26 protein-coding genes are annotated in these 25,313 nt (G+C 68.8%); 16 read left to right on the forward strand and 10 right to left on the reverse strand.

The features are described 5' to 3' along the window. Positions 1-20: 20 nt before the first annotated feature. Positions 21-563 carry a hypothetical protein gene (locus tag AB4Z09_RS06685; protein WP_174912073.1) on the forward strand — a complete coding sequence of 181 codons (543 nt, stop codon included), beginning with the start codon at positions 21-23 and terminating at the stop codon, positions 561-563. Here AB4Z09_RS06685 and AB4Z09_RS06690 read toward each other — a convergent pair. Further along, entirely contained in the window at positions 538-2,298 is a 1,761-nt protein-coding gene (locus tag AB4Z09_RS06690; protein WP_442239392.1) for a glycerol-3-phosphate dehydrogenase/oxidase, read from the reverse strand. The two genes, AB4Z09_RS06685 and AB4Z09_RS06690, sit on opposite strands and share 26 nt — an antisense overlap. A gap of 75 nt (positions 2,299-2,373) precedes the next feature. Between AB4Z09_RS06690 and glpK the strand changes: the two genes are divergently transcribed. Further along, positions 2,374-3,912, forward strand: coding sequence for a glycerol kinase GlpK (glpK, locus tag AB4Z09_RS06695; RefSeq protein ID WP_442239393.1), 1,539 nt, complete (start codon positions 2,374-2,376; stop codon positions 3,910-3,912). On the opposite strand, the gene AB4Z09_RS06700 is transcribed toward glpK, so the two are convergent. The 3 genes from AB4Z09_RS06700 to AB4Z09_RS06710 all read right to left on the reverse strand — a co-directional run bounded on the left by AB4Z09_RS06700 (position 3,852) and on the right by AB4Z09_RS06710 (position 7,219). Next, the gene (locus AB4Z09_RS06700; protein ID WP_174912082.1) at positions 3,852-4,286 is read right to left on the reverse strand and encodes a type II toxin-antitoxin system Phd/YefM family antitoxin; all 435 of its coding nucleotides are present in this window, start codon (positions 4,284-4,286) and stop codon (positions 3,852-3,854) included. The genes glpK and AB4Z09_RS06700 overlap by 61 nt on opposite strands. 109 nt (positions 4,287-4,395) lie before the next feature. Beyond that, positions 4,396-5,619, reverse strand: coding sequence for an aminotransferase-like domain-containing protein (locus AB4Z09_RS06705; RefSeq protein WP_442239394.1), 1,224 nt, complete (start codon positions 5,617-5,619; stop codon positions 4,396-4,398). A 196-nt stretch (positions 5,620-5,815) separates the two neighbouring features. After that, a complete protein-coding gene (locus AB4Z09_RS06710) occupies positions 5,816-7,219 on the reverse strand; it encodes an NAD(P)H-quinone dehydrogenase (RefSeq protein WP_114721849.1) in 1,404 nt (467 codons plus the stop codon). Between the two features lie 200 nt (positions 7,220-7,419). On the opposite strand from AB4Z09_RS06710, the gene AB4Z09_RS06715 reads away from it, so the two are divergent. Next, the gene (locus AB4Z09_RS06715) at positions 7,420-7,890 is read left to right on the forward strand and encodes a gamma-glutamylcyclotransferase (protein ID WP_114721848.1); all 471 of its coding nucleotides are present in this window, start codon (positions 7,420-7,422) and stop codon (positions 7,888-7,890) included. A 40-nt stretch (positions 7,891-7,930) separates the two neighbouring features. Here AB4Z09_RS06715 and AB4Z09_RS06720 read toward each other — a convergent pair whose 3' ends face one another. From AB4Z09_RS06720 to AB4Z09_RS06730, 3 genes are all read right to left on the reverse strand, one after another. Continuing rightward, positions 7,931-9,082: an amidohydrolase gene (locus AB4Z09_RS06720; RefSeq protein WP_429520008.1), complete on the reverse strand. Its 1,152-nt coding sequence runs from the start codon at positions 9,080-9,082 to the stop codon at positions 7,931-7,933. Further along, positions 9,079-10,239 (reverse strand): M20 family metallopeptidase, encoded by a 1,161-nt coding sequence (locus tag AB4Z09_RS06725; RefSeq protein ID WP_441346831.1) that lies wholly within the window; start codon positions 10,237-10,239, stop codon positions 9,079-9,081. Before AB4Z09_RS06725 ends, AB4Z09_RS06720 begins: the two co-directional genes overlap by 4 nt. A 64-nt stretch (positions 10,240-10,303) precedes the next feature. Beyond that, positions 10,304-11,002: an enoyl-CoA hydratase/isomerase family protein gene (locus tag AB4Z09_RS06730; RefSeq protein WP_114721846.1), complete on the reverse strand. Its 699-nt coding sequence runs from the start codon at positions 11,000-11,002 to the stop codon at positions 10,304-10,306. 66 nt (positions 11,003-11,068) lie between these two features. Here AB4Z09_RS06730 and AB4Z09_RS06735 point away from each other — a divergent pair, with 66 nt between their 5' ends. From AB4Z09_RS06735 to AB4Z09_RS06745, 3 genes are all read left to right on the forward strand, one after another. Continuing rightward, complete coding sequence (locus AB4Z09_RS06735; protein WP_174912090.1) at positions 11,069-11,854, forward strand: purine-nucleoside phosphorylase; 786 nt, start codon at positions 11,069-11,071, stop codon at positions 11,852-11,854. Beyond that, on the forward strand, positions 11,851-13,332 hold the full coding sequence (locus tag AB4Z09_RS06740) for a phospho-sugar mutase (RefSeq protein ID WP_174912093.1): 1,482 nt from the start codon (positions 11,851-11,853) through the stop codon (positions 13,330-13,332). The genes AB4Z09_RS06735 and AB4Z09_RS06740 overlap by 4 nt, the downstream gene beginning before the upstream one ends. An 82-nt stretch (positions 13,333-13,414) precedes the next feature. Further along, positions 13,415-13,564, forward strand: coding sequence for a PepSY domain-containing protein (locus tag AB4Z09_RS06745; RefSeq protein ID WP_254622608.1), 150 nt, complete (start codon positions 13,415-13,417; stop codon positions 13,562-13,564). Positions 13,565-13,618: 54 nt separating this feature from the next. Here AB4Z09_RS06745 and upp read toward each other — a convergent pair whose 3' ends face one another. After that, positions 13,619-14,242: a uracil phosphoribosyltransferase gene (gene upp / locus AB4Z09_RS06750; protein ID WP_114721842.1), complete on the reverse strand. Its 624-nt coding sequence runs from the start codon at positions 14,240-14,242 to the stop codon at positions 13,619-13,621. A gap of 128 nt (positions 14,243-14,370) precedes the next feature. Between upp and AB4Z09_RS06755 the strand changes: the two genes are divergently transcribed. From AB4Z09_RS06755 to AB4Z09_RS06775, 5 genes are read left to right on the forward strand one after another with little or no spacing between them, the layout of a single operon-like run. Then, on the forward strand, positions 14,371-14,688 hold the full coding sequence (locus tag AB4Z09_RS06755) for a type VII secretion target (RefSeq protein ID WP_174912096.1): 318 nt from the start codon (positions 14,371-14,373) through the stop codon (positions 14,686-14,688). Next, positions 14,685-15,845: a C40 family peptidase gene (locus tag AB4Z09_RS06760; protein WP_174912099.1), complete on the forward strand. Its 1,161-nt coding sequence runs from the start codon at positions 14,685-14,687 to the stop codon at positions 15,843-15,845. The genes AB4Z09_RS06755 and AB4Z09_RS06760 overlap by 4 nt, the downstream gene beginning before the upstream one ends. A 10-nt stretch (positions 15,846-15,855) precedes the next feature. Further along, complete coding sequence (locus tag AB4Z09_RS06765; protein ID WP_114721839.1) at positions 15,856-16,200, forward strand: hypothetical protein; 345 nt, start codon at positions 15,856-15,858, stop codon at positions 16,198-16,200. Further along, positions 16,197-16,502, forward strand: coding sequence for a YbaB/EbfC family nucleoid-associated protein (locus AB4Z09_RS06770; protein WP_114721838.1), 306 nt, complete (start codon positions 16,197-16,199; stop codon positions 16,500-16,502). Before AB4Z09_RS06765 ends, AB4Z09_RS06770 begins: the two co-directional genes overlap by 4 nt. Positions 16,503-16,550: 48 nt before the next feature. Then, positions 16,551-17,786 (forward strand): primosomal protein, encoded by a 1,236-nt coding sequence (locus AB4Z09_RS06775; protein WP_174912102.1) that lies wholly within the window; start codon positions 16,551-16,553, stop codon positions 17,784-17,786. A 17-nt stretch (positions 17,787-17,803) separates the two neighbouring features. Here the strand turns inward: AB4Z09_RS06775 and AB4Z09_RS06780 are convergent, their stop codons facing one another. Continuing rightward, positions 17,804-18,892 (reverse strand): adenosine deaminase, encoded by a 1,089-nt coding sequence (locus AB4Z09_RS06780; protein WP_442239395.1) that lies wholly within the window; start codon positions 18,890-18,892, stop codon positions 17,804-17,806. 534 nt (positions 18,893-19,426) lie between these two features. Here AB4Z09_RS06780 and sdhC point away from each other — a divergent pair. From sdhC to AB4Z09_RS06805, 5 genes are all read left to right on the forward strand, one after another. Further along, entirely contained in the window at positions 19,427-19,831 is a 405-nt protein-coding gene (gene sdhC / locus AB4Z09_RS06785) for a succinate dehydrogenase, cytochrome b556 subunit (protein WP_174912108.1), read from the forward strand. A 1-nt stretch (position 19,832) separates the two neighbouring features. Continuing rightward, complete coding sequence (locus AB4Z09_RS06790) at positions 19,833-20,276, forward strand: succinate dehydrogenase hydrophobic membrane anchor subunit (protein ID WP_114721834.1); 444 nt, start codon at positions 19,833-19,835, stop codon at positions 20,274-20,276. Between the two features lie 15 nt (positions 20,277-20,291). Beyond that, a complete protein-coding gene (gene sdhA / locus AB4Z09_RS06795; protein WP_174912111.1) occupies positions 20,292-22,043 on the forward strand; it encodes a succinate dehydrogenase flavoprotein subunit in 1,752 nt (583 codons plus the stop codon). After that, complete coding sequence (locus tag AB4Z09_RS06800) at positions 22,043-22,819, forward strand: succinate dehydrogenase iron-sulfur subunit (RefSeq protein ID WP_442239396.1); 777 nt, start codon at positions 22,043-22,045, stop codon at positions 22,817-22,819. Before sdhA ends, AB4Z09_RS06800 begins: the two co-directional genes overlap by 1 nt. A 113-nt stretch (positions 22,820-22,932) precedes the next feature. Beyond that, positions 22,933-24,273, forward strand: coding sequence for a D-alanyl-D-alanine carboxypeptidase family protein (locus tag AB4Z09_RS06805; RefSeq protein WP_174912114.1), 1,341 nt, complete (start codon positions 22,933-22,935; stop codon positions 24,271-24,273). A 7-nt stretch (positions 24,274-24,280) separates the two neighbouring features. Here the strand turns inward: AB4Z09_RS06805 and yhjD are convergent, their stop codons facing one another. Next, complete coding sequence (gene yhjD, locus AB4Z09_RS06810) at positions 24,281-25,306, reverse strand: inner membrane protein YhjD (protein WP_174912116.1); 1,026 nt, start codon at positions 25,304-25,306, stop codon at positions 24,281-24,283. Between the last annotated feature and the right edge of the window lie 7 nt (positions 25,307-25,313).

The following is a 25,313-nucleotide window of genomic DNA, read 5'->3' on the forward strand; positions in this document are numbered from 1 at the left end:
GGTATGCGACGCTTTTACGCATGGAACCGGACCTTCGCTCGCTGCTGCACCGCCCCCTGTTGAGTCGTTCGGTTCCTCTCGACCGGGAGAACGCGGCCAGTCGCATCAGCGCCTACGTGTACGGCAACATCCTGATCCTCGCCGCGCTGATTCCGGAGACCGTCTCCCGCAGCGACTCCCGCACCATCGCCGTCGTGGCCGGAACCGCGGTGTCGACATTCATCGCCCACGCCTTCGCGGAAGGCGTCGGCAGATCGGTGCGCTCCGGTCGTCAGCTGACGACCGCCGAACGCCTGGCCGAACTGCGCGATTCGGTCCCGGTCCTCAGCTCGGCGGTCCTTCCCATCGTCCTCCTCGCGACCGCCGTCTTCGGTTGGCTCGAGCCGTTCACCGCCCAGGTGATCGCCGAGGTCACGATCCTCATCCGCATTGCGTCGATGGTCTTCGTGATCGCCCGTCTCCGCGGCGAACGACCCTCGCGCGACACCCTGATCGCCGCGGGGCTGCTGGCCGTCGCAGCCACCGCGGTCGTCGTCGTCAAGATCGTGCTGACCCACCACTAGGCAGCACCGTGCCCGGTACCGGCTCGAGGATCTGCGCACGCGCCTCCGGGGCCGCGGCCCGCAGCGCGTCGGCGGAAGCGTCGTCCGGCTGCGCCTGCGACATGATMTCGGCCTCGACGCGCGCCCGATACGTCTCGACCTCGCGGTCGATCGTGGCCGAGTCCCAGCCGAGGATCGGCGCGACGAGATTGGCCACCTGCTCGGCGCAGTTCACGCCGCGGTGCGGGTACTCGATCGAGATGCGGGTGCGGCGCGCGAGGATGTCCTCGAGATGCAGCGCACCCTCGGCCGCGGCCGCATACACGGCTTCCACCTGCAGGTAGTCGGGCGCGTCGGTGATCGGCTGGAGCAACTCGGGTGAGTCCTGACCCAGTTCCAGGACCTCGTCGATGAGCGAGCCGTACCGGTCGAGCAGGTGCTTGACCCGATACGGGTGCAGTCCGTACAGCTGGCCGAGGTGCACGGCCTGGTTGACCAGCGCGAAGTAGCCGTCGGCGCCGACCAGCGGCACCTTCTCGGTGATCGACGGCGCGACGCGGGCCGGAATGTCCTCCGAGGCCAGGTCGACGGCGTCCTGCCCCATCACCCGGTAGGTCGTGTACTTGCCGCCGGCGATCGCGACGAGGCCCGGCGCGACGCGTGCGACGGCGTGTTCCCGCGAGAGTTTCGACGTCTCGTCACTCTCCCCCGCCAGCAGCGGACGTAGCCCGGCGTACACGCCGTCGATGTCGTCGGGGGTGAGCGGGGTGACCAGCACCTTGTTGACGTGGCCGAGGATGTAGTCGATGTCGGCCTTGGTCGCGGCCGGGTGTGCGAGGTCGAGATTCCAGTCGGTGTCGGTGGTGCCGATGATCCAGTGGCCACCCCACGGAATCACGAACAGCACCGACTTCTCGGTGCGCAGGATGATCGCGGCGTCGCTCACGATCCGATCGCGCGGAACCACGATGTGCACGCCCTTGGACGCCCGCACCCGGAACCGTCCACGCTGGCGGGACAGCGACTGGATCTCGTCGGTCCACACACCGGTGGAATTGATGACGACGTGGCCGCAGACCTCGGTCGTCTCACCGGTCTCCGAGTCGCGGACCCGCACGCCGGACACCCGGTCGGCCTCCCGAAGGAAGCCCACCACCTGCGTCGAGGTCCGAACGACCGCGCCGTACTGGGCCGCCGTGCGTGCCACGGTCATCGTGTGGCGGGCGTCGTCGACGACGGTGTCGTAGTAGCGGATTCCGCCGACCAGCGAGTGCCGCTTGAGTCCGGGCGCCATCCGCAGGGCACCCGCCCGCGTCAGATGTTTCTGCGCCGGGACCGACTTCGCGCCGCCCATCCGGTCGTAGAGGAGGAATCCGGCCGCCATGTACGGCCGCTCCCACACCCGATGTGTCAGCGGGAAAAGGAATTTCAACGGCTTGACCAGATGCGGCGCGAGCGTCGACATCGACAGTTCCCGCTCGTGCAGCGCCTCCGCCACCAGACCGAACTCGAGCTGCTCCAGATAGCGCAGTCCGCCGTGGAACATCTTCGACGAGCGTGACGACGTGCCCGAGGCGAAATCGCGGGCCTCGACGAGCGCCACCTTGAGCCCGCGCGTCGCGGCATCGAGCGCCGCGCCGGCACCGACGACGCCGCCACCGATCACCACCACGTCGAATTGCTCGGTTCCCAACTTCTCCCAGGCCTGCTCGCGCTGCTGCGGACCGAGGAATTGCACACCAGGCTGCTTGTCCAACTCGGGCTCCCGTGGTTGTCGGCAAATCTGCCCCCAGGCTAGTAGCTTCGTGCCCAGACTGCCCGAGAGACGAGGATGCCCGTGAGCCAGTACATAGCCGCGATCGACCAGGGAACCACGTCGAGCCGTTGCATGATCTTCGACCACGCCGGTCAGGTCGTGGGCGTCGCGCAGAAGGAGCACGACCAGATCTTCCCGAAACCGGGCTGGGTGGAACACGATGCGGTGCAGCTGTGGAGTAACACCCGCGAGATGGTCGGCTCGGTGCTCGCGAAGAYGAACCTCACGGCCGGCGACATAGCCGCGGTCGGCATCACGAACCAGCGCGAGACCACCGTGGTGTGGGACCGCGAGACCGGTGAACCCGTCTACAACGCGATCGTCTGGCAGGACACCCGCACCGATCGGCTGTGTGACGAACTGGCCGGCGAGGAGGGCCGCGGGCGGTTCCGCGAGGTCACCGGGTTGCCACTGTCGACGTACTTCGCGGGTCCCAAGGTGCGCTGGATCCTCGACAATGTCGAGGGCGCCCGACAGCGCGCCGAGGCCGGCGAGCTGTGTTTCGGCACGATCGACTCGTGGATCGTCTGGAACCTCACCGGCGGTCTGCACGTCACCGACGTGACCAACGCGTCACGCACGCTGCTGATGAATCTGCGGACCCTCGACTGGGATCGGGACATCTGCGAGGCGATGGGCATCCCGGTCTCGATGCTGCCGGAGATCCGAAGCTCGTCCGAGGTGTACGGCGACCTCGCGCTGCCCGGCATCTCCGCCGGCATCCCCATCGCGGGCATCCTCGGTGACCAGCAGGCCGCGACGTTCGGGCAGGCGTGTCTGTCGGAGGGCGAGGCCAAGAACACCTACGGCACCGGAAACTTCCTGCTGCTCAACACCGGAACCACGCCCGTACACAGCGAACACGGCCTGCTCACCACGGTCTGCTACAAGCTGGGCGACAAGCCCGCCGTCTACGCACTCGAGGGATCGGTCGCCGTCACCGGCTCCCTCGTCCAATGGCTGCGCGACAACCTGGGAATCATCCAGTCGGCCAAGGATATCGAGCCGCTCGCCAAGAGCGTCGCCGACAACGGTGGCGCCTATTTCGTGCCCGCGTTCTCGGGTCTGTTCGCACCGCGCTGGCGGCCGGATGCCCGCGGCGTCATCGCCGGCCTGACCCGCTTCGTCAACAAGGGACACCTCGCCCGCGCCGCCCTCGAGGCCACCGCCTACCAGACCCGGGAGGTCATCGAGGCGATGCGCGCCGACTCCGGCGTCGAACTGAGCTCGCTCAAGGTGGACGGCGGCATGGTCGTCAACGAGACGCTGATGCAGTTCCAGTCCGACATCCTCGGCGTCCCGGTCATCCGCCCCGTCGTGAACGAGACCACCGCACTCGGCGCCGCGTACGCCGCGGGTCTCGCGGTGGGATTCTGGAAGAGCGAGGACGACATCCGCGACAACTGGGCGCAGGACAAGACGTGGGAACCGAAGATGGACGAGTCCGACCGCGAACGCCTCTACAGCGGGTGGAACAAAGCCGTCGAACGTACCTACGGTTGGACCGACGACGCAGGCGACTCGGGCGACACCGCCGACGCCCCTTCGACGTAGCCCTTCCACGCCTCCAGGCGTTCACGCCACGAGACGGCTGCGTCGCCGCCGTCGTACGTGTCGAGGATCAGGTCCTGCCACCACTGCACACGTTCTCGGTACCGGGCAACGGAGTACCACACGGCGCCGAGGGAACCGGTGATGCCGATACGCTCATCGACCCGGCCCTCCGCTTCGGGCGACGTGGAAGGGACGGCGCCGCAAGGTGCTTGCGTGAGCGCCTCCAGACTGCGCAGGTCCTCGAGCGACACCATCACGGCCGCGGGTGCACCGTGGCGGGTGATCGTGATCCGCTCCCGCCCGTAGCCGGCCCGGCAGACCAGTTCTCGTAGTTGCGCTCGGGCCTCTCCGAACGGGACCTGCGATGTCGTCATGACCGGATGGTGGGTGGGCCGTCCGACAGTGCGAGCCTACGAACCCGCCGAACCACTCATCAACCCGAATATGAATTCGTACAGAACACGAGGTTTTGTACAAAATCGTTCACGCGTCGAAAACAGTCTCCGAGCGCTCGTGCGCGTCGTGGGCCTCCCGCATCCGCCGGACGCCGTCGGCCAGTACCGCGCCGTCGTACGTCGCGAAGCAGAGCCGCGCCGCGTGCGGGTGGGCGGCAGCGACTCCGAACGCCCCGCCCGGCACATAGGCGACGCCGTGCCGAACCGCGGTGTCCAGCAGAGTCGCGGTGTCTGTGCCATCGGTGAACTCGGCCCAACAGAACATGCCGCCGTGGATCGTGGAGTGCGCGATCCTGTCACCGAAGGCCTCCTCGAGCGCGCCGACGAGCGCGCCCGCCCGCGACCCGTACGCCGCACGGATCGTGTCGAGGTGCCCGCCGAGCCACGCCGTGTCGCCGAGCAGTTCGGTCGCGATCTGCTGCGTGAGGGACGATCCACACAGGTCGGCGCCCTGCTTGAGAAGTTCGACGGCCTCGCACACCCGGCGGTCGCCATGCAGCCAGCCGATCCGCAACGCCGGTGCGAGGGTCTTGGATCCGCTCGACAGTCGCAGCACCCGGGCCGAGTGGGTCGCGATGGGGTCGGGGGTCGGTTCGCCGAACCACAGTTCGCCGTACGGATCGTCCTCGATGATCCAGAAGCCGTACCGGTCAGCGAGATTCGCGAGGTGCGCACGCCGAGCCGCGGACAGCACCACCCCGCGCGGGTTGTGGAAGTTGCTGACCGTGTGGACAACCTTGGGCCGCAGCCCTTCCCGCAACGACCGCTCGAGCGCGTCGGTGTCCATGCCGTCGCCGTCCAGTCCGATGGGCACCAACGCGGCCTGCGCGGTCCGGAACACCTGCAGCGCCCCCGTGTAGCCGGGCTCCTCGACCACGACGACATCGCCCGGATCGAGCAGCACCTGCGCGAGCAGGCTCAGCGCCTGCTGCGATCCGTGGGTGACGACCACCTCGGCCGGTTCGATCCTCCGCCCCACCCGCTCGCTCTCACGCGCCGCGATCGTCTCGCGCAGCGGCGCCCAGCCGGACGTCTCGCCGTACTGGACAGCGCGGGGATCGGCGAATGCCCGCTCGGCGGCCAGCGCAATGCGTTCGCGCGGAACGAGTTCCGTGGCCGGCAGTCCACCGGCCAGGCTGATCACATCGGGGCGGGCGGTGAGAGTGAGCAGATCGCGGATGGCCGAGCTGCGTAGCCCGGCCATCCGTGACGACAACGCGAGAGACGGACCGTGCGAGGAATCGAGGGACATAGAGCAACTCCGCAGTCGGGGAAACTGCCGTCGCGCACGACGGCGAAGGACGAAGGCAGATACACCCAGGTCGTCCCGGATCGACGGGGCGGAGAGCGATGCGATGGGCCGATGGTTCTCGACCGACTTATCGCATCATCCCACAGATCGCTCCACCATATGAAATCATCGTCTCACATGGTGAACAGGACGCCGATCAGTCCAGGTCGTCGTGACGCATCAGCTGACGCGATGCCTCGGTGATGGAACCCGACAGCGACGGGTACACCGAGAACGTCTGCGCCAGATCGTTGACCGTCAGGTTGTTCTGCACCGCGATCGCGATGGGCAGGATCAGTTCCGACGCCGTGGCCGCGACCACGACACCACCGATGACGACGCCGGTGGCCGGGCGGCAGAAGATCTTCACGAAGCCGCGGCGCAGACCCGACATCTTGGCGCGCGGGTTCGTGTTGAGCGGCAGCATCACGGTGCGGGCCGGGACCTCACCGTTGTCGATCGCAGCCTGGCTGACGCCGACGTTCGCGATCTCCGGGCGGGTGAAGACAGCCGACGCGACGGTCTTGAGCTTGATCGGGCTCACGCCCTCGCCCAGCGCGTGGTACATCGCGATGCGGCCCTGCATCGCGGCAACCGACGCCAGCGGCAGCAGGCCGGTGCAGTCGCCGGCGGCGTAGACGCCCGAGACCGTCGTGCGCGAGACACGGTCCACGCGCAGGTAGCCGCCCTTGTCGAGTTCGATGCCGACCTTCTCGAGTCCCAGGCCCTCGGTGTTGGGGGTGGAACCGACGGCCATCAGGGCGTGGCTGCCGTGCACGGTACGACCGTCCGCGAGCTTGACGACGATGCCGTCTTCGGTGCGCTCGACCGCATCGGCGCGTGCGTGCTTGACGAGGGTCACGCCGCGCTCGGCGAGCACGTCCTCGAGGACGAGGGCCGCGTCGGCGTCCTCGTGCGGCATGACGCGGTCACGGCTGGACACCAGCGTCACCTTGACGCCCATCTCTGTGTACGCGGACACGAACTCGGCACCGGTGACGCCGGAACCGACGACCACCAGGTGCGAGGGCAACTCCTCGAGGTCGTACAGGTGACGCCACGTGAGGATCCGCTCGCCGTCCGGCACAGCGCCCGGCAGCACGCGCGGGCTGGCGCCCGTGGCAATGAGGACGACGTCGGCGTCGAGGACCTTCTCCTCGCCGGTGGTCAGCGTGGCGCGGACCTGGTGCGCCGCCATGCCGATCTGCCGGTCGATGAGCTCGGCGGTACCCGATAGGAGCTGGACGCCCACGCTCTGCAGGCGGGCCCGGATGTCGGACGACTGGACCTGCGCGAGGTTCTTGACGCGGGAGTTGATCTGCGGAAGCGAGATGGTCGCGCTCGCGGGATCGAGGGAAATGCCCAGGTCGGTGGCGCGGCGCATGTCGGTGCGGATGCCGGTGGACGCGATGAACGTCTTGGAGGGAACGCAGTCGAACAGCACACACGCGCCGCCGATACCGTCGGAGTCGACCAGGGAAACGGAGGCGCCGTGCTGTGCGGCCACCAGCGCTGCCTCGTATCCGGCAGGTCCGCCACCGATGATCACGATCCGGGTCATTCGTCCTCCAAGCTCACCGCGCCGGCCGGGATCTCCAGCCAGGCCCGTGCACAACGCTATTCCAGTGACCGGGAACACGCAGGCCGCGACCCCCCTCTGACCCCCATCATGCGCTCTCGGAATCGCCGAATGCGCCGGATCGTGCTCGCGGCGGTTCTCCCGCTACCCGAGCGTCGAGTACAGCGATTAGGCTTGCCGCCGTGCCGATCTATGCCGCCTACGGGTCCAACATGCATCCCGAACAGATGCTCGAGCGCTGCCCGCACTCGCCGATGGCGGGCACCGGGTGGCTCCGCGGGTGGCGGCTGACCTTCAGCGGTGGCGACATCGGCTGGGAGGGCGCGCTCGCGACGGTCGTCGAGGATCCGGACAACCCGGACGCCAAGGTGTTCGTCGTCCTGTACGACGTCCCGTCCGAGGACGAGGAGCGCCTCGACCGCTGGGAGGGTTCCGAACTGGGCATCCACCGCAAGATCCGGCTGCGTGTCGACACCGCCGACGGACCCGTCCTGGCCTGGCTGTACGTGCTCGACGCCTACGAGGGCGGACTGCCGTCCGCCCGCTACCTGGGTGTGATGGCCGACGCCGCGGAGATCGCCGGAGCCCCCGCCGACTACGTGCGGAGCCTGCGCACCCGCAACAGCCGCAACGTGGGACCCGGCACCCCGTAGGGCCGCCACAGCGCCGCCACAGGGCCGGCTCAGTGTCGACTCAGGACTGGAGCACCAGGTTCGTCAGCACCCGGACCCCGGTCGTCAGCGCCCGCTCGTCCAGGTCGAAGGTGGGCTGGTGGATGTCGAGTTGTTCGCCGTGCCCCGACCACACGCCCAACCGCGCCATCGCGCCCGGCGCCTCCTCGAGGTACCAGGAGAAGTCCTCCCCGCCGCCGGACTGTGGGGTGTCGGCCAGCGCGTCGGGGCCGATCGCGCGGACCGCGTCCTCGAGCATGCGCGCCGACACCTCGTCGTTCACGACCGGCGGCACACCCCGTCGGTAGTTCAACTCGTACCGCACGCCGGTCGGCGCCAACAGCCCGTGCACGATCTCCCGCACCGTCGGCTCGAGCAGCGCCCACGTGTCGTGGTCGCCGGTCCGGACGGTTCCGGTGAGGATGCCGCTGCGCGGGATCGCGTTGGGCGCCTGCCCCGCGCTCACCGCGCCCCACACCATCACGGTGCCGCTGCGCGGATCGATGCGGCGGCTGAGCATGCCGGGCAGACCGGTGATCACCGTGCCGATCGCGTACACCAGATCGGTCGTCAGGTGCGGCCGGGAGGTGTGCCCTCCCGGCGAGTCGAGGACGAGTTCGACGGTGTCGGCCGCCGACGTGATCGCGCCGACGCGCACCCCCACCCGGCCCGCCTCGAGCCGCGGATCGCAGTGCAGCGCGAAGATCCGCGACACCCCCTGCATGCCACCGGCGGCGACGACGTCGAGCGCACCGCCCGGCATCACCTCCTCCGCCGGCTGGAAGATGAACCGCACACCGATCGGCAACTGCGGCAACGCGTTCAGCGCCAGCGCGGCACCCAGCAGAATTGCGGTGTGCGCGTCGTGGCCGCACGCGTGGGCCACCCCCGGCACCGTCGACGTGTACGGCGCACCGGTGGCCTCCTGCATCGGCAGCGCGTCCATGTCGCCGCGCAGACCGATCCGCATGCCGCCGGGGCCGATGTCGCAGATGACGCCCGTCCCACCGGGCAGCAGCAGCGGCGACATGCCGGCCGCGGACAGCTGGCTCGCGACGAACGCGGTGGTCGCGAACTCGTGCCGCGCCAGTTCCGGATTCGCGTGGAAGTGCCGTCGCCACCGCGACAGGTCGATCGTGTGCTCGGCGAGCCACTTCTCGATGCCCTCGTTCACCGCAGCGCCACCCCCTCGAGCAGTCGCACGCGCTGACCCTCGTCGAGTGCGGCACGGATCGCGGTGCGCGCCAACGCTGTAGCGCCGTCCACCACGGCCTGGTCGGCCGACTCGGTCACGGCGGCAGCAGCGAACTCGGGCTGATGGGTCACCGCCCCACCCGAGTCGATCCCCACCACCGGATGAATGCCGGGGAGAACGTGCGTCACGTTTCCCATGTCCGTACTGCCCAGGGGGCGAGACGATTCCAGCTCCACCGGAAGCGTGGTTCGACCGAGGTCGACGATCTCCTCGCGGTAGGCGTCCGCCAGCCACGGATCGGGCCGCAGCTCGGTGTAGGCGGGCGAGACCGTCCGCACCGCGTGCGTACACCCGGTCGCCAGGGCGCCCGCCGCGAAACACGACTCGGCGCGGGCGGCCAGTTCGTCGAGCGACTCCGCGGTCCGCGCCCGCAGGTAGTACAGCATCTCGGCGCGCGCGGGAACGATGTTGGGCGCCACGCCACCGTCGCTGACGATGCCGTGCAACTGCTGCCCGGGCGACAGATGCTGTCGCAGCAGCGCCAACGCGACCTGAGCGACGGTGGTCGCGTCGGCGGCGTTGCGGCCGAACTCCGGTGCCGCCGAGGCGTGCGCCTCCCGACCCGTGAACGTGACCGCGATGTCCGCCAGCGCCAGCGAGGTGGCGCCGACGATGTCGAACGGGCCCGGATGCACCATCAGGGCCGCAGCCACGTCGTCGAACACACCCCGTTCGAGCATCAGCACCTTGCCGCCGCCGGATTCCTCCGCCGGGGTTCCGATCACCCGGACGGTGATCCCCAGCGTGTCGGCGATCGGTGCGAGCGCGAGGCCGGCGCCGACCGCGGATGCCGCAATGATGTTGTGCCCGCATGCATGACCGATCTCGGGCAGCGCGTCGTACTCGGCGAGCACGGCGAGCACCAGTTCCCCGTCCCCGAAGGTCGCATCGAACGCGGTCGGCAGCTCCGCGACCCCGGTACGCACCTCGAAACCGCGGCCCCGCAACACCTCGGTGACCTTGGCCGCGCTGCGGTACTCCTCGAACGCGAGCTCGGGTTCGGCGTGAACGGAGTGCGACAGCGCGACCAGATCGGATCGCGCCGCCGACACCGTGTCCGACACCGAGGCGAACAGCGAGGCCGACAGGGATCCTGATTTCACAGATCCCAGTCTCTCACTCCTGCCCGCCCGGGCCCGCCTATCCGAACTTGAAGTTGCTCTCGTCGGTCTCGGTACCCAGCGCCTCGAGCGTCTCGCGATGGATTCCACGCTTGATCCCGGCCAGGTTCGCGCCGTGCGTGGACGCAAGCGCCGACGCACGCGCGACGGCAGCGCCGAGCACCAGGTCCCCCTCGACCGCGTCGTCGACGATCCCGGCAGCGAGCGCGTCCGCTCCGCCGTACCGGCGACCGGTCGTCATCGCCTCGACCGCCGTCTGACGGGGCAGCCGCGTCGACAGCAGCGTCGACATGCCCACCGTGAACGGCATGTTCAGGTTGACCTCGGGGAGGCAGAAGTAGCCGCGGTCGCTGCGCATCACCCGGAAGTCGTGGGAGGCGACCAGCATCGCGCCGGCGCCGAACGCGTGCCCTTGCACGGCAGCGACGGTCGCCATCGGGAACTCGAGGATGCGGGAGAACACCGTGTGGACCCGGTCGAGGTAGCCCGGCAGCTTGTCGAGATTGCCGAAGATCCAGTCGGTGTCGAGGCCGTTCGTGAAGAACTTGCCGGTGGCCGTCGTGACCAGCGCCGCGGGTCCCTCGTGCGCCTCGACCTCGTCGAGCAACGCGTGCGTCGCATCGATCCAGTCGGGATGGAACCGGTTCTCGTTGTCCGTCTCCCCCTCGTTGCCGAGGTAGAGGACGAAGACGTCGCCTTGGCGATTCAGGTATGGCATGTTCCGGATACTACCCGTGAGTAACATTTCGTGGCGTCGCTACCGGTCGCACTACTGTGTCCCTTCATGGGCACACTCGAGCAGCAGGCCGCCGACGTCCTCGCCGACCGCACCGGAATCGCGAAACACGCCGCGGCCGTCGTCCTCGGATCCGGCTGGCAGGCCGCGGCCGACGCACTCGGCCGGGCGTCCGCCGCCGTCCCGATGGCCGACCTGCCCGGCTTCGCGACACCGTCCGCGTCCGGCCACGCCGGGACGGTGCTGTCGATCCGTGTCGGTGACACCCCGGTGCTGGTGATGCTCGGCCGCGCGCACGCATACGAAGGCCACGAGTTGTCCCGCGTCGTGCATCCGGTGCGCACCGCAATCGCGGCGGGCGCCGGAACCGTCATCCTCACCAATGCCGCCGGCGGCATCCGGGAGGGCATGAGCGTCGGCGAACCGGTTCTCATCAGCGACCACCTCAACCTCACCGCACGCTCGCCCCTGGTGGGCGCGCAGTTCGTCGACCTGGTCGACGCCTACAGCCCGCGACTGCGCGGGCTCGCCCGCGAGATCGACCCGACGCTGAGCGAGGGCGTGTACGCGGGCCTGCCCGGGCCGCACTACGAGACCCCCGCGGAGATCCGGATGCTGCGCACCCTCGGCGCCGACCTGGTCGGGATGTCCACCGTGCACGAGACCATCGCCGCCCGGGCGCTAGGCGCCGAGGTGCTCGGTGTCTCGCTGGTCACCAACCTCGCGGCCGGGATCACCGGCCAGCCACTCGACCACGCCGAGGTCCTCGCGGCCGGGCAGGCGTCCGCTGCACGCATGGGTGGGCTGCTGCGCGAGTTGCTGGCGCGGTTGTGAATCTCCGTTTCGGCACCGCGGGCCTGCGCGGGCCGGTCGGGGACGGACCCGGCCGCATCAACGTCGGCGTCGTCGAGCGCACGACGGCCGGCCTCGCACAGTGGCTGCGGGACCGGTGCCTCGGCGGCGGGACCGTGGTGGTCGGCCGGGACGCACGACACGGGTCGGAGGAGTTCGCCCGCGCCGCCGCGGAGGTCCTGACCGCGGAGGGATTCGCGGTGACCGTGCTGCCGCGACCGCTGCCCACTCCCCTGGTCGCGTTCGCGGTGCGCCGCCTGGGCGCGGTGGCCGGGGTCCAGATCACCGCGTCGCACAATCCGCCCGCCGACAACGGCTACAAGGTGTATCTGTCGGGCGGCGCGCCGCTGGCCGCGCCCGCGGACCGGGAGATCGAGGACGCGATCGGACGGGTGGGGCGGATCCGCCGCCAACCAGTCTCCCTCGCCGACGACACCCTGCTCGACGACTACCTCGAGCGCGTGGCCACACTGCCGTACGGGGATCGCCGCGATGTCCGGATCGCGTTGACCGCGCTGCACGGCGTGGGCGGCGAGACCGCAGTCGCAGCACTGCGTGCTGCCGGCTTCACCGACATCCACACCGTCGCGTCGCAGTTCCTGCCGAACCCGGATTTCCCCACGGTGACCTTCCCGAATCCCGAGGAACCGGGTGCGACCGACGCACTGCTGGCCCTGGCCGCCGAGGTCGATGCGGACGTCGCGATCGCGCTCGACCCCGACGCCGACCGCTGCGCCGTCGGTGTTCCCGCCTGGGACGGCTGGCGGATGCTCACCGGCGACGAGACCGGAGCGCTACTGGGGCAGCGGATCCTGCAGGACGCCCCTGACGGGGCCCTCGTCGCGACCACGATCGTGTCGTCGACGCTGCTCGGGAAGATCGCCTCTGCCCGCGGTTTCCGCTCGGCCCGCACCCTGACGGGATTCAAGTGGCTCGTCCGCGCCGGGGACGGCCTGGTCTACGCATACGAGGAAGCGGTCGGACACTGCGTGGACCCCGACGTCGTGCGAGACAAGGACGGCATCTCGGCGGCGGTGCTGGTGGCCGACCTGGTCGCCGACCTGGTCGGTTCGGGCCGCACCGTGCAGGGCGTGCTCGACGAACTCGCCGTCGAGTTCGGGGTGCACGCGACCGGCCAGGTGTCGATTCGCTTCGACGACCTCGGCGACATCGCTCGGATCATGGCGCGGCTGCGTACCGATCCCCCGACCGAGATCGCCGGGATCCCGGTCGAGGCAACCGATCTGGGTCGGTCGCGCGGCGCGATGCACACGGACGCCGTCGTGTTCACCGGACGCGATCTGCTCGTGACGGTCCGCCCGTCGGGCACCGAACCGAAACTCAAGTGCTACTTCGAGGTGGTCGAAGCCGTCCCGGCCGGTGACGTCGCTGCGGCGCGGGCGACCGCGTTCGTGCGCGCCGGGCTGGTGCGTCGTCAGCTGGAGGATGCGGTCACGTGAGAGTCTGAGACAAACATCAATACAACAAGGGGTCGCGACATGAAGGTCATCGAGCACGCCGGCCGGACCGCGATCGAGGTCGGTGTCTCCCCCGACGGCGACAGCATCATCGCAGGACCAGAAGGGCGGCACGTACGTGTGGGAGGCCGACGTGATCGACGCCTCAGGCGTGCAGCGCGCAGTGGACGTCGATGCAGTCACCGGCCGCGTCCTGCAGAACACGACGCGCTGACCGAACGGAGGCGGCCACCGGTCCGGTAGCCACCTCCGTCCACGCACGATCGAGCTAACGCGGACCGAACTGGCGATCACCCGCATCGCCGAGTCCCGGCACGATGAAGGCGTTCTCGTCGAGGCCCTCGTCGACGGTGGCGGTCACGAGCCGCACCGGGTGGCCGGAGTTCGCGAGAGCGTCCACACCCTGCGGGGCCGCGACGACGCACACGGCGGTGACATCGGTGGCGCCCCGCGCGACCAGCAGGTCGATCGTGTGCACCATCGAACCACCGGTCGCGAGCATCGGATCGAGCACGTACACGGGAATGCCGGACAGGTCGGCGGGCAGCGACTCGAGGTACGGCACCGGCTGGTGCGTCTGTTCATCACGCGCCATGCCGACGAATCCCACCTGGGACTGCGGGATCAGCGAACTGGCCTGCTCCACCATGCCGAGACCGGCCCGCAGGACCGGGACCAGCAGCGGCGGATGCGCCAGCCGGATGCCGGTCGTCACGGCGACGGGCGTCTTGACCTCGAACTCCTCGACCGGGGCGTCGCGGATGGCCTCGTAGATCAGCATCTGGGTGAGTTCACGCAGCGCGGACCGGAACGTTGCGTTGCTGCTGCGTTCGTCCCGCATCGTCGTGAGGAGAGCTGCTGCGAGCGGATGGTCGACCACGTGCGTATCCATGACTTCACAGGATAGTGGGGCGCCGCCGCCACTCGAACTCGCCCGGAAACTTGCCGGAACCGAATCCACCGCCCGTGCGTCCAACCTTGCGACGGAATCAGTTCGACGGGGATGCACGGGGGGATGCAATGAGCGAGTTCTCAGCGGTGACGGAGGGAATCACCGCGTTCGGCGTCACCGCCGCGACCATGGCCGCACAGTCCGAGGCCGCTCAGGCGGGTGCCGCAGCCGCAGGTTCAGCACTGCTCGGACCGGTGTTCGGACTGATCGGCGGCGACTTCGTCACGGCGTTCGGGACCGCCCAGGCCGCACATGCAACGGAACTGGGGCGCCTGGCCGCGGCCTGGTCGGCGATGAGCGCGGCCGCGGCGACCACCGCCGCCACCTACGACGCGACCGACGCCGGGACAGCGGCGTCGCTCGGTGCAACCGGAGTCGCGCCGTGATCGACCTGCTCGCGCGACCCGTCCTCGACCTGCTCGGCGCCTTCGGTTCGGGCGCCCTGCCCAGCGGGTCCCCCGCCGACGCCATCCGAGCCGCGTCCGATGCGGTCGACGCCGTCCACGCGCTCGGTCGCACCGGGATCAGCGACCTCGGCGGCGTGTGGACCGGGACCGCCGCCGACGCGGCGATCGACAAGGCCGAGGCCACGCAGGCCGCGTCGGTACACCTGTCCGATCGGGGCCGGGAGATCGCGGCGGTCGTCGAGGCCGCGTCCGAGTGCGTCCGGGCCGGTACCGCCGAACTGCAGGCCATCCTCGACTCCTTCCTGTCCATCGCCTCGTCCGCGCTGCCCATGCTGGCGACGCCTGCTGGGCAGGCAATGCTGATCGGCGCCGCGATCGAGCACCTCGGACGGGCCCTGGCCGTGGTCGAGCGGGTACGCGGCGAGCTGGCCGTGCACACCGGGAAGATGGTCGAGCTGACGGCACCGGACCCCGTACCCGGCGATGCCCGCACCGTCGCGGCCTCGGCCAGCGCACCCGCGCCCGTCACACCTGCGGCCGCCGCGCCGCCGACCGGCACCCCGCAGTCCGACGCCGCGGGCCGTCTCGTGTCGGCGTTCGCCGGCTCCTACCGCTCGCCGACACCGTCGGTCGGCGGCGCACCTGCGGGCACCGTCTCCTACGGGTCCGGGTCGTCCGCCGGCTCGGTCGAGACCGGGAGCGCCGGCGGGTCCAGCTCGTACGACCCCCGGTTCGGTGGCAGCGGCATCGAGATCCTGCTGCCCGACGGCAGCACCGCCGTCGCCCCCAACGAGGAAGCCGCGAACGCCGTCCGCAATGCGCTCACGCAGCAGGGCGTCCCCTATCAATGGGGTGGCACCACGCCGGGGCAGGGTCTGGACTGCAGTGGCCTGACGCAGTGGGCATACGGCGAGGCCGGTGTCGAGCTGCCCCGGCTCGCTCAGGAACAGGGTGTCGGGATCCCCGTCGACCAGGAGAGCCTCATGCCCGGCGACCTCGCCGTGTGGGACGGGCATGTGGCGATGGTGATCGGCAACGGCCAGATGGTCGAGGCCGGCGACCCGGTCTCGGTGAGCTCGATCCGTACAACGAACAGCGGCATGGGCTTCTACGGCTTCTACCGCCCCACCGAGTGACCGGAGGAACATGACCCTCGAACCACCGTCCCCGCCGGCCCCCGAGGTCGCGACCGCGGTCAACCGCGCGCGGACCGTCGCGGTGCGCGCCACCGAAGCCGGCCTGCCACTCGACATTCGGATCGACGAGCGCGAACTGCGCTACGGCGGCGAGCGTCTGGCTGACGAGATCCTCCGGCTCTGCCGAGAGGCCGCGCGGGAGGCCGGCAGCCGCCGACGCGAGCAGCTCGCGCACGACGGCATGCCCGAAGACGTCCTCGACCGGCTCGGGCTACCGACCCGTGAGCAGGTCGCGGTCGCCCAACAGGCCGAGGACGAGAACCAGGCCCCGACGAGCTGGATGCGACGGGTATGAGCGGACACGACATGGACGCCATCGTGCGGCGGGCGTCGGCGCAATTGAATATGTTCGACGACGCGCTGTCGGGGCTGCGATCCATCCGGGCGCACGCGGTCAGCGACGACGGCAGGGTGCGTGTCGAGGTCGACGGGAACGGCAGCCCGACCGGGCTGTGGCTCAGCGATTCCCTGCTCGGGCTCGACGCCCGTGCCCTCGGCCGGACGATCACACACACCGCGCACCGGGCGGCGGCCGTCGCCGCCGAGGAACGGAACCGGATCACCGCGGCCCTGTTCACCGACTTCACGAACAGCTGACCTGTGTCCGGCTATATCTTTGCGCGTGAGCTGGCTAGGCTTCCGGCCATGGCTGGAGACATCGTCCCGATCGAACTCGGTCTCACCCGAGGCGACCTCGTCACGCTGTGGGCTCCTCGCTGGCGCGAGGGCGACGACGAGTGGGAGGCGTTCCTCGGTCACGAGGAGGACCTGTACGGTTTCCCCTCCGTCGCCGAACTCGCCGCGTTCATCCGCACGAACAACGACAACGACCTCGTCGAGCACCCGTCGTGGCCGGTCGTCTCCAAGCTGGCCGCGCCCGAGCTCGAGCCGGACGAGAACTTTGCGTTCGATCTGATCGGCGTTCCCGAACTGGCCGCCGGCGATCCGGAAGGCCTGACCATCTCGGAGCTCGAGAGCACGCTGGCGATGGTGCGCAACATCGGTGAGGTGTGCGATCTCGAGCCGGTGATCAAGTTCTTCGAGAACCACCCCGAACTCGCCTACCTGCGCGGCGGCGCCGACGAGTTCGTCGGCCGCGAGGGCGAGGCGCTGTGGGACCGGATCGGCACCGCGGTCGCCGAGGACTGGGACGCCGTGCTCGACGCGATCGATTCGATCGTCACCGCCCCCGACATCGACGCCGACGCCCTGTCGATCGCGGAGGCGGAGGTCCTCGCGGCGGAGGAGAACGTGGTCGACGCCGACGACGACGCCGAATCGGACGAGGACTACGAGGAGTACGACACCGACGAGACCGAGGAGGAAGAAGAAGAGACCTTCTGGACTCTCGTCGGAATCGACCCGATCAAGATCATCACGTCGGAGACCACGTACTACTCGCTCCGCTGCTACCTGAACGATCACGCGGTGTTCCTCGGACACGGCGGCCGGATCTCGGTGTTCGGTTCCGAGCGCGCGCTCGCCCGCTACCTCGCCGACAACCACGACCACGAGCTGGCTCGGGTCAGCACGTACGAGCAGGTGCAGAACGCCGCGGTGGACGGATCGCTCGACGTCGAGGTCACCGACGAGAACGTCTACGTGCTGCCGGGCCTGGCCGACGACCTCGCCGCGGGCCCCGACACCGTCGATGCCGATCAGCTCGAACTCGCCGTCGAGCTGTTCACCGATGCGGCGGACTTCGCGAAGGACGACGCGACCGACGCCGCGCTGGCACCGTCGACCCCGCTGGGCTGGTACGTCTCGTACATCATCGAGCCCACCCCGAGCCGGATGACGCCCAATCCGCCGTTCCAGGCTGAGTCCGAATCGTGGCGGGCGCTCGAGAACGAGTTCGAGAACCGGCTGCGTCCCGAGTAGGCCGGAATCGGCCCGGCTCAGCCGATGAGGACTGCGTAGCCGGGCTTGATGACGTCGTCGATCAGCGCCAGCCGCTGGTCGAACGGGATGAAGGCGGACTTCATCGCATTGATGGTGAAACGTTCGAGGTCACTCCAGCCGTACCCGAACGTGTTCACCAGCGCCAGCATCTCGCGGCTCATGGAGGTGTCGCTCATCAGCCGGTTGTCGGTGTTGACGGTGACGCGGAACCGCAGGCGCGCGAGCAGATCGAAGGGGTGCTCCTCGAGAGTCGCCACTGCCCCGGTCTGGACGTTGGAGCTGGGGCACAGCTCCAACGGAATCCTCTTGTCGCGCACGTAGTCGGCGAGCAGTCCGAGTGTGACGTCGCCTTCCGGTCCGATCGTGATGTCGTCGGTGATCCGGACTCCGTGCCCCAACCGGTCGGTGCCGCAGAACGCGATGGCCTCGTGGATGGACGGCAGACCGAACGCCTCACCGGCATGGATCGTGAAATGGGCGTTGCAGGTCCGCATGTATTCGAAGGCATCGAGGTGCCGACTCGGCGGGTAGCCGGCCTCGGCGCCCGCGATGTCGAAGCCGACCACGCCGCAGTCCCGGAACCGGACCGCCAGTTCCGCGAYCTCGCGCGAGCGCGCCGCGTGCCGCATCGCGGTGAGCAGGCACCCGATGCGGATGTCGGTCCCGGCGGCCCGGGCCACCGCCGTGCCCTCCTCGAAGCCGGCCAGGACGTGCTCGACCACCTCGTCGAGGGTCAATCCCGCGTCGAGATGTTGTTCGGGCGCGAAGCGCACCTCGGCGTAGACGACGCCGTCGGCGGCGAGGTCCTCGGCGCACTCGCGCGCGACCCGGCGCAGACCCGCCGGTGTCTGCATCACCGCGACGGTGTGAGCGAAGGTTTCGAGGTAGCGCTCGAGCGATCCGCTGTCGGCGGCGTCACGGAACCATTCGGCGAGTTCGTCGGGCGTGTGCGCGGGAAGTTCGGTGTAGCCGCACTCGGTGGCCAGTTCCGCGACGGTCGCGGGCCGCAGACCACCGTCGAGGTGGTCGTGCAGCAGCACCTTCGGCGCTCGGCTCAGGTAGTCCAGATCCAACGGCGCTGTCATGGCTAGACGGTAGCCGCGGATCCCGGCGATCGCGTGGCATCGACATGCCAGATGTCGGAACGTGAAGTGACAGAAGCATGGCGAAATAAAGTTACCGGCGAGTAGGTTATCGACACGCAATGTTCACCCGCGTGAGACATTTTCCACATTGCATATGGCGGCGTTATACCCGTCGTTCACCGTCGCCGCCACTCGCCAGTCCACCCCGGATGCAACCCGACGAAACGCCCACGCACCCGATCAACAGTGTCGCGCAACAACTTCCGCCGAAACAGGGCCGAAGGTCCTCACCCGATCACACGGGCTGAATGGATGCAGAGAATCGACAGGCGCCCCCAAACTTGCCATGGGAAGGCAAACCTAACAAGCATTTTCGACGCCGTACGAACCGCACAGAGAATTAGTTCCCGGATTCGGTTGGGTTTAGAGTTCACAGAAGTCGGTTTAGGTTCTCGTCGAGCCCGAGCTGCGGTACTCCCGAACAGTGTTGCAGGCTCGACGCGCCCACCAAAGACGTTGGAGGCACAGCACTCGATGAGCAGCACGACGGAAGCCGCTCCCACGAAGGAGCGCACCCGGTCGCTATACCGGGGCGACCCCGGAATGTGGTCCTGGGTTCTACACCGGATCACCGGCGTCGCAACATTCTTCTTTCTCTTCGTCCACGTCCTGGACACCGCGCTCGTGCGCGTCAACCCGGACACCTACGACCGCGTCATCGAGACCTACAAGAACCCCCTTGTCGGTCTCATGGAGCTCGCGCTCGTTGCCATGGTGCTGTACCACGCACTGAACGGCATCCGGGTGATGCTGGTGGACTTCTGGTCGAAGGGCCCCCAGTACCAGCGCATCATGCTCTGGGTCATCCTCGCCATCTGGTTCGTGGTGATGATTCCGGGCGCAGGTCGCATCTTCTACAACATGTTTGCGGGGCACTGACATGACGACAGAAGCCAAGTCTCTGGGCACGGCGTACGACCGCCCTGCCAGCCTGGACAACCCCCGCTCGCCGCGTCGCGCCGCGAAGAACAACTTCGAGCTCTACGCATGGCTGTTCATGCGGTTCTCCGGCCTGGCACTCATCGTGCTGGTCCTGGGCCACCTGTTCATCATGCTGATGCTCGACGACGGCGTGCACCGCATCAACTTCGCGTTCGTCGCGGGTCGCTGGTCCAGCCCGTTCTGGCAGTTCTGGGACCTCACCATGCTCTGGCTCGCCCAGCTGCACGGCGGTAACGGTCTGCGCACGGTCATCGCGGACTACTCGCGTAAGGACTCCACCCGGTTCTGGCTCAACACGATCCTGGTCGTGTCGATGATCCTGATCATGGGCCTGGGTACCTACGTCATCTTCACTTTCGACCCCAACATCTCGGCGAGCTAGGGGAGCAGACACTTCATGCAGGAACATCGTTATGACGTCGTCATCGTCGGCGCCGGCGGCGCAGGCATGCGCGCAGCCATCGAGGCCGGGCCCCGCGCCCGCACCGCGGTCCTGACCAAGCTGTACCCCACTCGCAGCCACACCGGTGCCGCACAGGGTGGCATGTGCGCCGCGCTGGCCAACGTCGAGGAAGACAACTGGGAGTGGCACACCTTCGACACCGTCAAGGGCGGCGACTACCTCGCCGACCAGGACGCCGTCGAGATCATGGCCAAGGAAGCCATCGACGCGGTGCTGGACCTCGAGAAGATGGGTCTCCCGTTCAACCGCACCCCCGAGGGCAAGATCGACCAGCGTCGTTTCGGTGGTCACACCCGCGATCACGGTAAGGCCCCGGTTCGCCGCGCGTGCTACGCCGCCGACCGCACCGGTCACATGATCCTGCAGACGCTCTACCAGAACTGCGTCAAGCACGACGTCGAGTTCTTCAACGAGTTCTACGCGCTCGACCTCGCGCTGACCGAGACCCCCGAGGGCCCCGTCGCCACCGGTGTCATCGCCTACGAGCTCGCGACCGGCGAGATCCACGTCTTCCACGCGAAGTCGATCGTGTTCGCCACCGGTGGCTCGGGCCGCATGTACAAGACGACGTCCAACGCGCACACCCTCACCGGTGACGGCATGGGCATCATCTTCCGCAAGGGCCTGCCGCTCGAGGACATGGAATTCCACCAGTTCCATCCGACAGGTCTGGCGGGTCTCGGCATCCTCATCTCCGAGGCCGTCCGAGGCGAGGGCGGCATCCTCCGCAACGCCGACGGCGAACGCTTCATGGAGCGCTACGCCCCCACCATCAAGGACCTCGCGCCGCGCGACATCGTCGCCCGCTCGATGGTGCTCGAGGTGCTCGAGGGTCGCGGTGCCGGTCCGAACAAGGACTACGTCTACATCGACGTCACGCACCTCGGCGAGGACGTGCTCGAGGAGAAGCTCCCCGACATCACCGAGTTCGCCCGCACCTACCTGGGCGTCGACCCGGTCACCGAGCTCGTCCCGGTGTACCCGACGTGCCACTATGTGATGGGTGGCATCCCCACCAAGATCCGCGGTGAGGTGCTGCGCAACAACGAGGATGTCGTCCCCGGCCTGTACGCCGCTGGCGAGTGCGCCTGCGTCTCGGTGCACGGCGCGAACCGTCTGGGCACCAACTCGCTGCTCGACATCAACGTCTTCGGTCGCCGCGCCGGCATCGCCGCCGCGGAGCACGCCGAGAACAGCGACTTCGTGCCGCTGCCGGAGAACCCGGCGAAGATGGTCGAGGAGTGGCTCGAGGTCATCCTGTCCGACCACGGCCACGAGCGTGTCGCGGACATCCGGACCGAGCTGCAGCAGACCATGGACAACAACGCGTCGGTGTTCCGCACCGAGGCCACGCTGACCCAGGCGCTGCAGGATGTGCGTGCTCTCAAGGAGCGCTACAACCACATCACGGTCCAGGACAAGGGCAAGCGCTACAACAGCGACCTGCTCGAGGCCGTCGAGCTCGGCTTCCTGCTCGAGATGGCCGAGGTCACCGTCGTCGGTGCACTCAACCGCAAGGAATCGCGCGGCGGACACGCCCGCGAGGACTACCCGGATCGCAACGACGCCGAGTACATGCAGCACACCATGGCCTACAAGGTGGGCGACGGTCTGCTCTCCGACATCCGTCTCGACTACAAGCCAGTGGTCCAGACCCGCTACGAGCCCATGGAGCGTAAGTACTGATGTCCGCACCTGTCATGGACAAGGACGCACCCGCGCTGCCGCCCGTTCCCGAGGGCGCCGTCATGGTCACCCTCAAGATCGCCCGGTTCAACCCGGAGGACGGCGAAGGCCAGCGCTGGGAGAGCTTCCAGGTCCCCACTCTGCCGACCGATCGTCTGCTGAACCTGCTGCTGTACGTGAAGGGCTACCTGGACGGCACCCTGACGTTCCGTCGCTCCTGCGCGCACGGCGTGTGCGGTTCGGACGCGATGCGGATCAACGGCGTCAACCGTCTGGCCTGCAAGGTCCTGATGCGCGACATGCTGCCCAAKGACGGCTCGCCGATCACGATCACCGTCGAGCCCATCAAGGGTCTGCCGGTGGAGAAGGATCTACTGGTCGACATGGAGCCCTTCTTCGACGCGTTCCGCGCCGTGAAGCCGTTCCTCATGACCTCGGGCAACGAGCCGACCCGCGAGCGCATCCAGTCGCAGGCGGACCGTGCACGCTTCGATGACACCACCAAGTGCATCCTGTGTGCCTGCTGCACCACGTCGTGCCCGGTGTACTGGAGCGACGGCAGCTACTTCGGCCCGGCCGCGATCGTGAACGCGCACCGCTTCATCTTCGACAGCCGTGACGAGGGCGCCGCCGAGCGTCTCGACATCCTGAACGACAAGGAAGGCGTGTGGCGCTGCCGCACCACCTTCAACTGCACCGACGCGTGCCCCCGTGGCATCCAGGTGACGAAGGCCATCCAGGAAGTCAAGCGCGCACTGCTGTTCGCCCGCCAGTGATGTTCCGGTAAGCCACGCACCACCCGTTCTGCGCACTTGCCGCTGTTCCCGACCAGTTCGGGGCAGCGGTGAGTGCGCAGAACGCGTTTCAGGGCATACCCTGGACTCTCGTTATGACTGCTCTCGACAAGACTGCGCGACGGCGTCTGCTGCTGACCGCCACAGCCGCCACGCTCGCCTTCGGCGCCGGGGCCGCCCCCGCCGCCGCCCTTCCCGTGGCAGCGCAGCAACCGTTGGCAGCCGACGTGGACCCCTCGCCCACCACCACTCCCCCGTTCAGCACCCCGAGCACCGACAGCTGCCCGCACCGGCAGTCACCACCGCCGGCGATCGATCTGTCCGAGGTGCCGCGCCCCGGCGAGTCGGCGCCCGCTCCCGTCCCGGTGCCGGACGACCCCGTCGGCGGCGACGCGCTCGGCAACTGCGGCATCGTCACCGCCCCGGGCACCCCGCCTCTGCCCGCGGACCTGTCCGCGACCGGCTGGATCCTGTCGGACCTCGACACCGGCCAGGTACTCGCCGCGAAGGACCCGCACGGCCGCTACCGGCCGGCGAGCACGATCAAGATCCTGTTGTCGCTGGTCGCCCTCGACGAACTCGATCTCGACAAGACCGTCGTCGCGGACGCGACCGCTGCCGCTACGGAGGGCAGCTCGGTGGGCCTCGGCGCCGGCGGCACCTACACGAACCACCAGCTGATGCAGGGCCTCGTGATGCGCTCCGGCAACGATGCCGCCCACGCCCTCGCTGCACAGCTCGGGGGCGACGAGGCCACCGTCGCCAAGATGAACGCCAAGGCACAGTCCCTGGGCGCGTTGGACACCCGGACGGCGTCGGTCTCGGGCCTGGACGGTCCAGGCATGTCGACGTCGCCGTACGACCTCGCGCTGTTCTTCCGTGCGGCGATGCAGAACCCGACGTTCGCGCAGCTGATCTCCACCGACGAGGTGATGTTCCCCGGGCACCCGGCGGACCCGACTGTGCCCGACAGCAAGCCGGTCGAGCCCTACCCGATCTACAACGACAACCTGCTGCTCGCCAACTACGCGGGGGCACTCGGCGGCAAGACCGGTTACACCGACGACGCCCGCCAGACGTTCGTGGGCGGCGCCGATCGCGACGGGCGGCGGCTGGCGGTCACGCTGATGGCCGCCGACGTGCTGCCCATCCGTCCGTGGGAGCAGGCCGCACGGCTGCTCGACTACGGCTATGCCCTCGATCCCGACACTGCCGTGGGCGCACTCGTGGATCCGATGTCCGCGACCGACGGGTCGGCGGTGGCCGTCGCGGGACCGGGCAGCTCCGATGCCGGCGGTATGGATCTGGCGTCCGGATCGGATCTGCCGAACAAGGACGTCGCCGGGCGAGTCGCGGTGGGAATCGTCGGATCGGGCGTGATCGTCGGGCTCCTCGTCTGGGCCCGCGCGCTCACCCGCCGCCGCCGTCGTCGCTGAGCGTCGGTCAGTCCCCCCGGCGCTTCCACAGGCCGGCCAGTCCGATGGCCGCGAGCGCGCCGGCGCCGGTGAACGCGAGCGCCTCCTTCACGGACGGCCCCGCGCGCAGTTGCACGCGCGGGCGGATGACCGCCGAGTCCGGGGGCGGCACGAACGCGTTATCGAGGTTCTCCCGCGCGGTCGCCGCCCACGCGGTCGCGAAGAGGATCAGGCGCGCGGTGAGGTTGCTGAACACGAGCAGGCCGAGGATCGGTCCGAACGCGATACCGGCGGGCCCCCGACTGACGGCCGCCAGATAGAGCGCTCCGACCTGACGGAAGATCTCGAACACGATCGCGGCGGCGAAGGCGGCCCGGGCGGCGCTGCGCAGCGTCACCGGTTCGCGGGGCAGGCGCGCGATCACCCAGGTCAGCACGGCCCACGTCGCGAGCAGACCGATCACGAGCGACACGATCCGCACCGCCACCCCGACGCCGGTGATGTTCTCCGCGCCGAGCCATGCGACGACCTTGCCGGACAGGGGCCCGTTGCTGAGAGCGGACAGTCCGAACGACACCAGCATCGTCAGGCCCAGCCCGAGGAGGGCAGCGAGATCCTTCAACTTGGTGACGATGAAGTTCCCGGACTCGTGAGTGGTCTCCCACATCGCGGTCAGCGCGTCGCGCAGGTTCGCCATCCACCCGAGTCCCGCGTAGGCGGCACCGAGCAGACCGAGCACACCGACACCGGTACGCGCCGAGATGGCCGAGTCGATCAGGGAGTTGACGGTGTCGCCGAGCCCACCCGGCATGTTTTTGCTGACCTGGTCCTGGATGTCGGTGATCCAGTCGGGATTGCCGGCGAGCACGAAGCCCGCGACGGCGAACGCCACCATCAGGATCGGCACGATCGCAAGGATCGTGAAGTACGTGATCCCGGCGGCGTAGTAGTCGCCCTTCTGCTGCTGATAGCGCCCGCCCGCGCGAACGAGGTGATCGAGCCACGGCCGCGCCGCTCGCTGCCTGTCGAGAAAGCTCGGCGCCTCGTCCGTCATGTGCAGA

It is taken from the genome of Rhodococcus sp. TAF43, from assembly GCF_052113525.1.
Taxonomy (GTDB): domain Bacteria; phylum Actinomycetota; class Actinomycetes; order Mycobacteriales; family Mycobacteriaceae; genus Prescottella.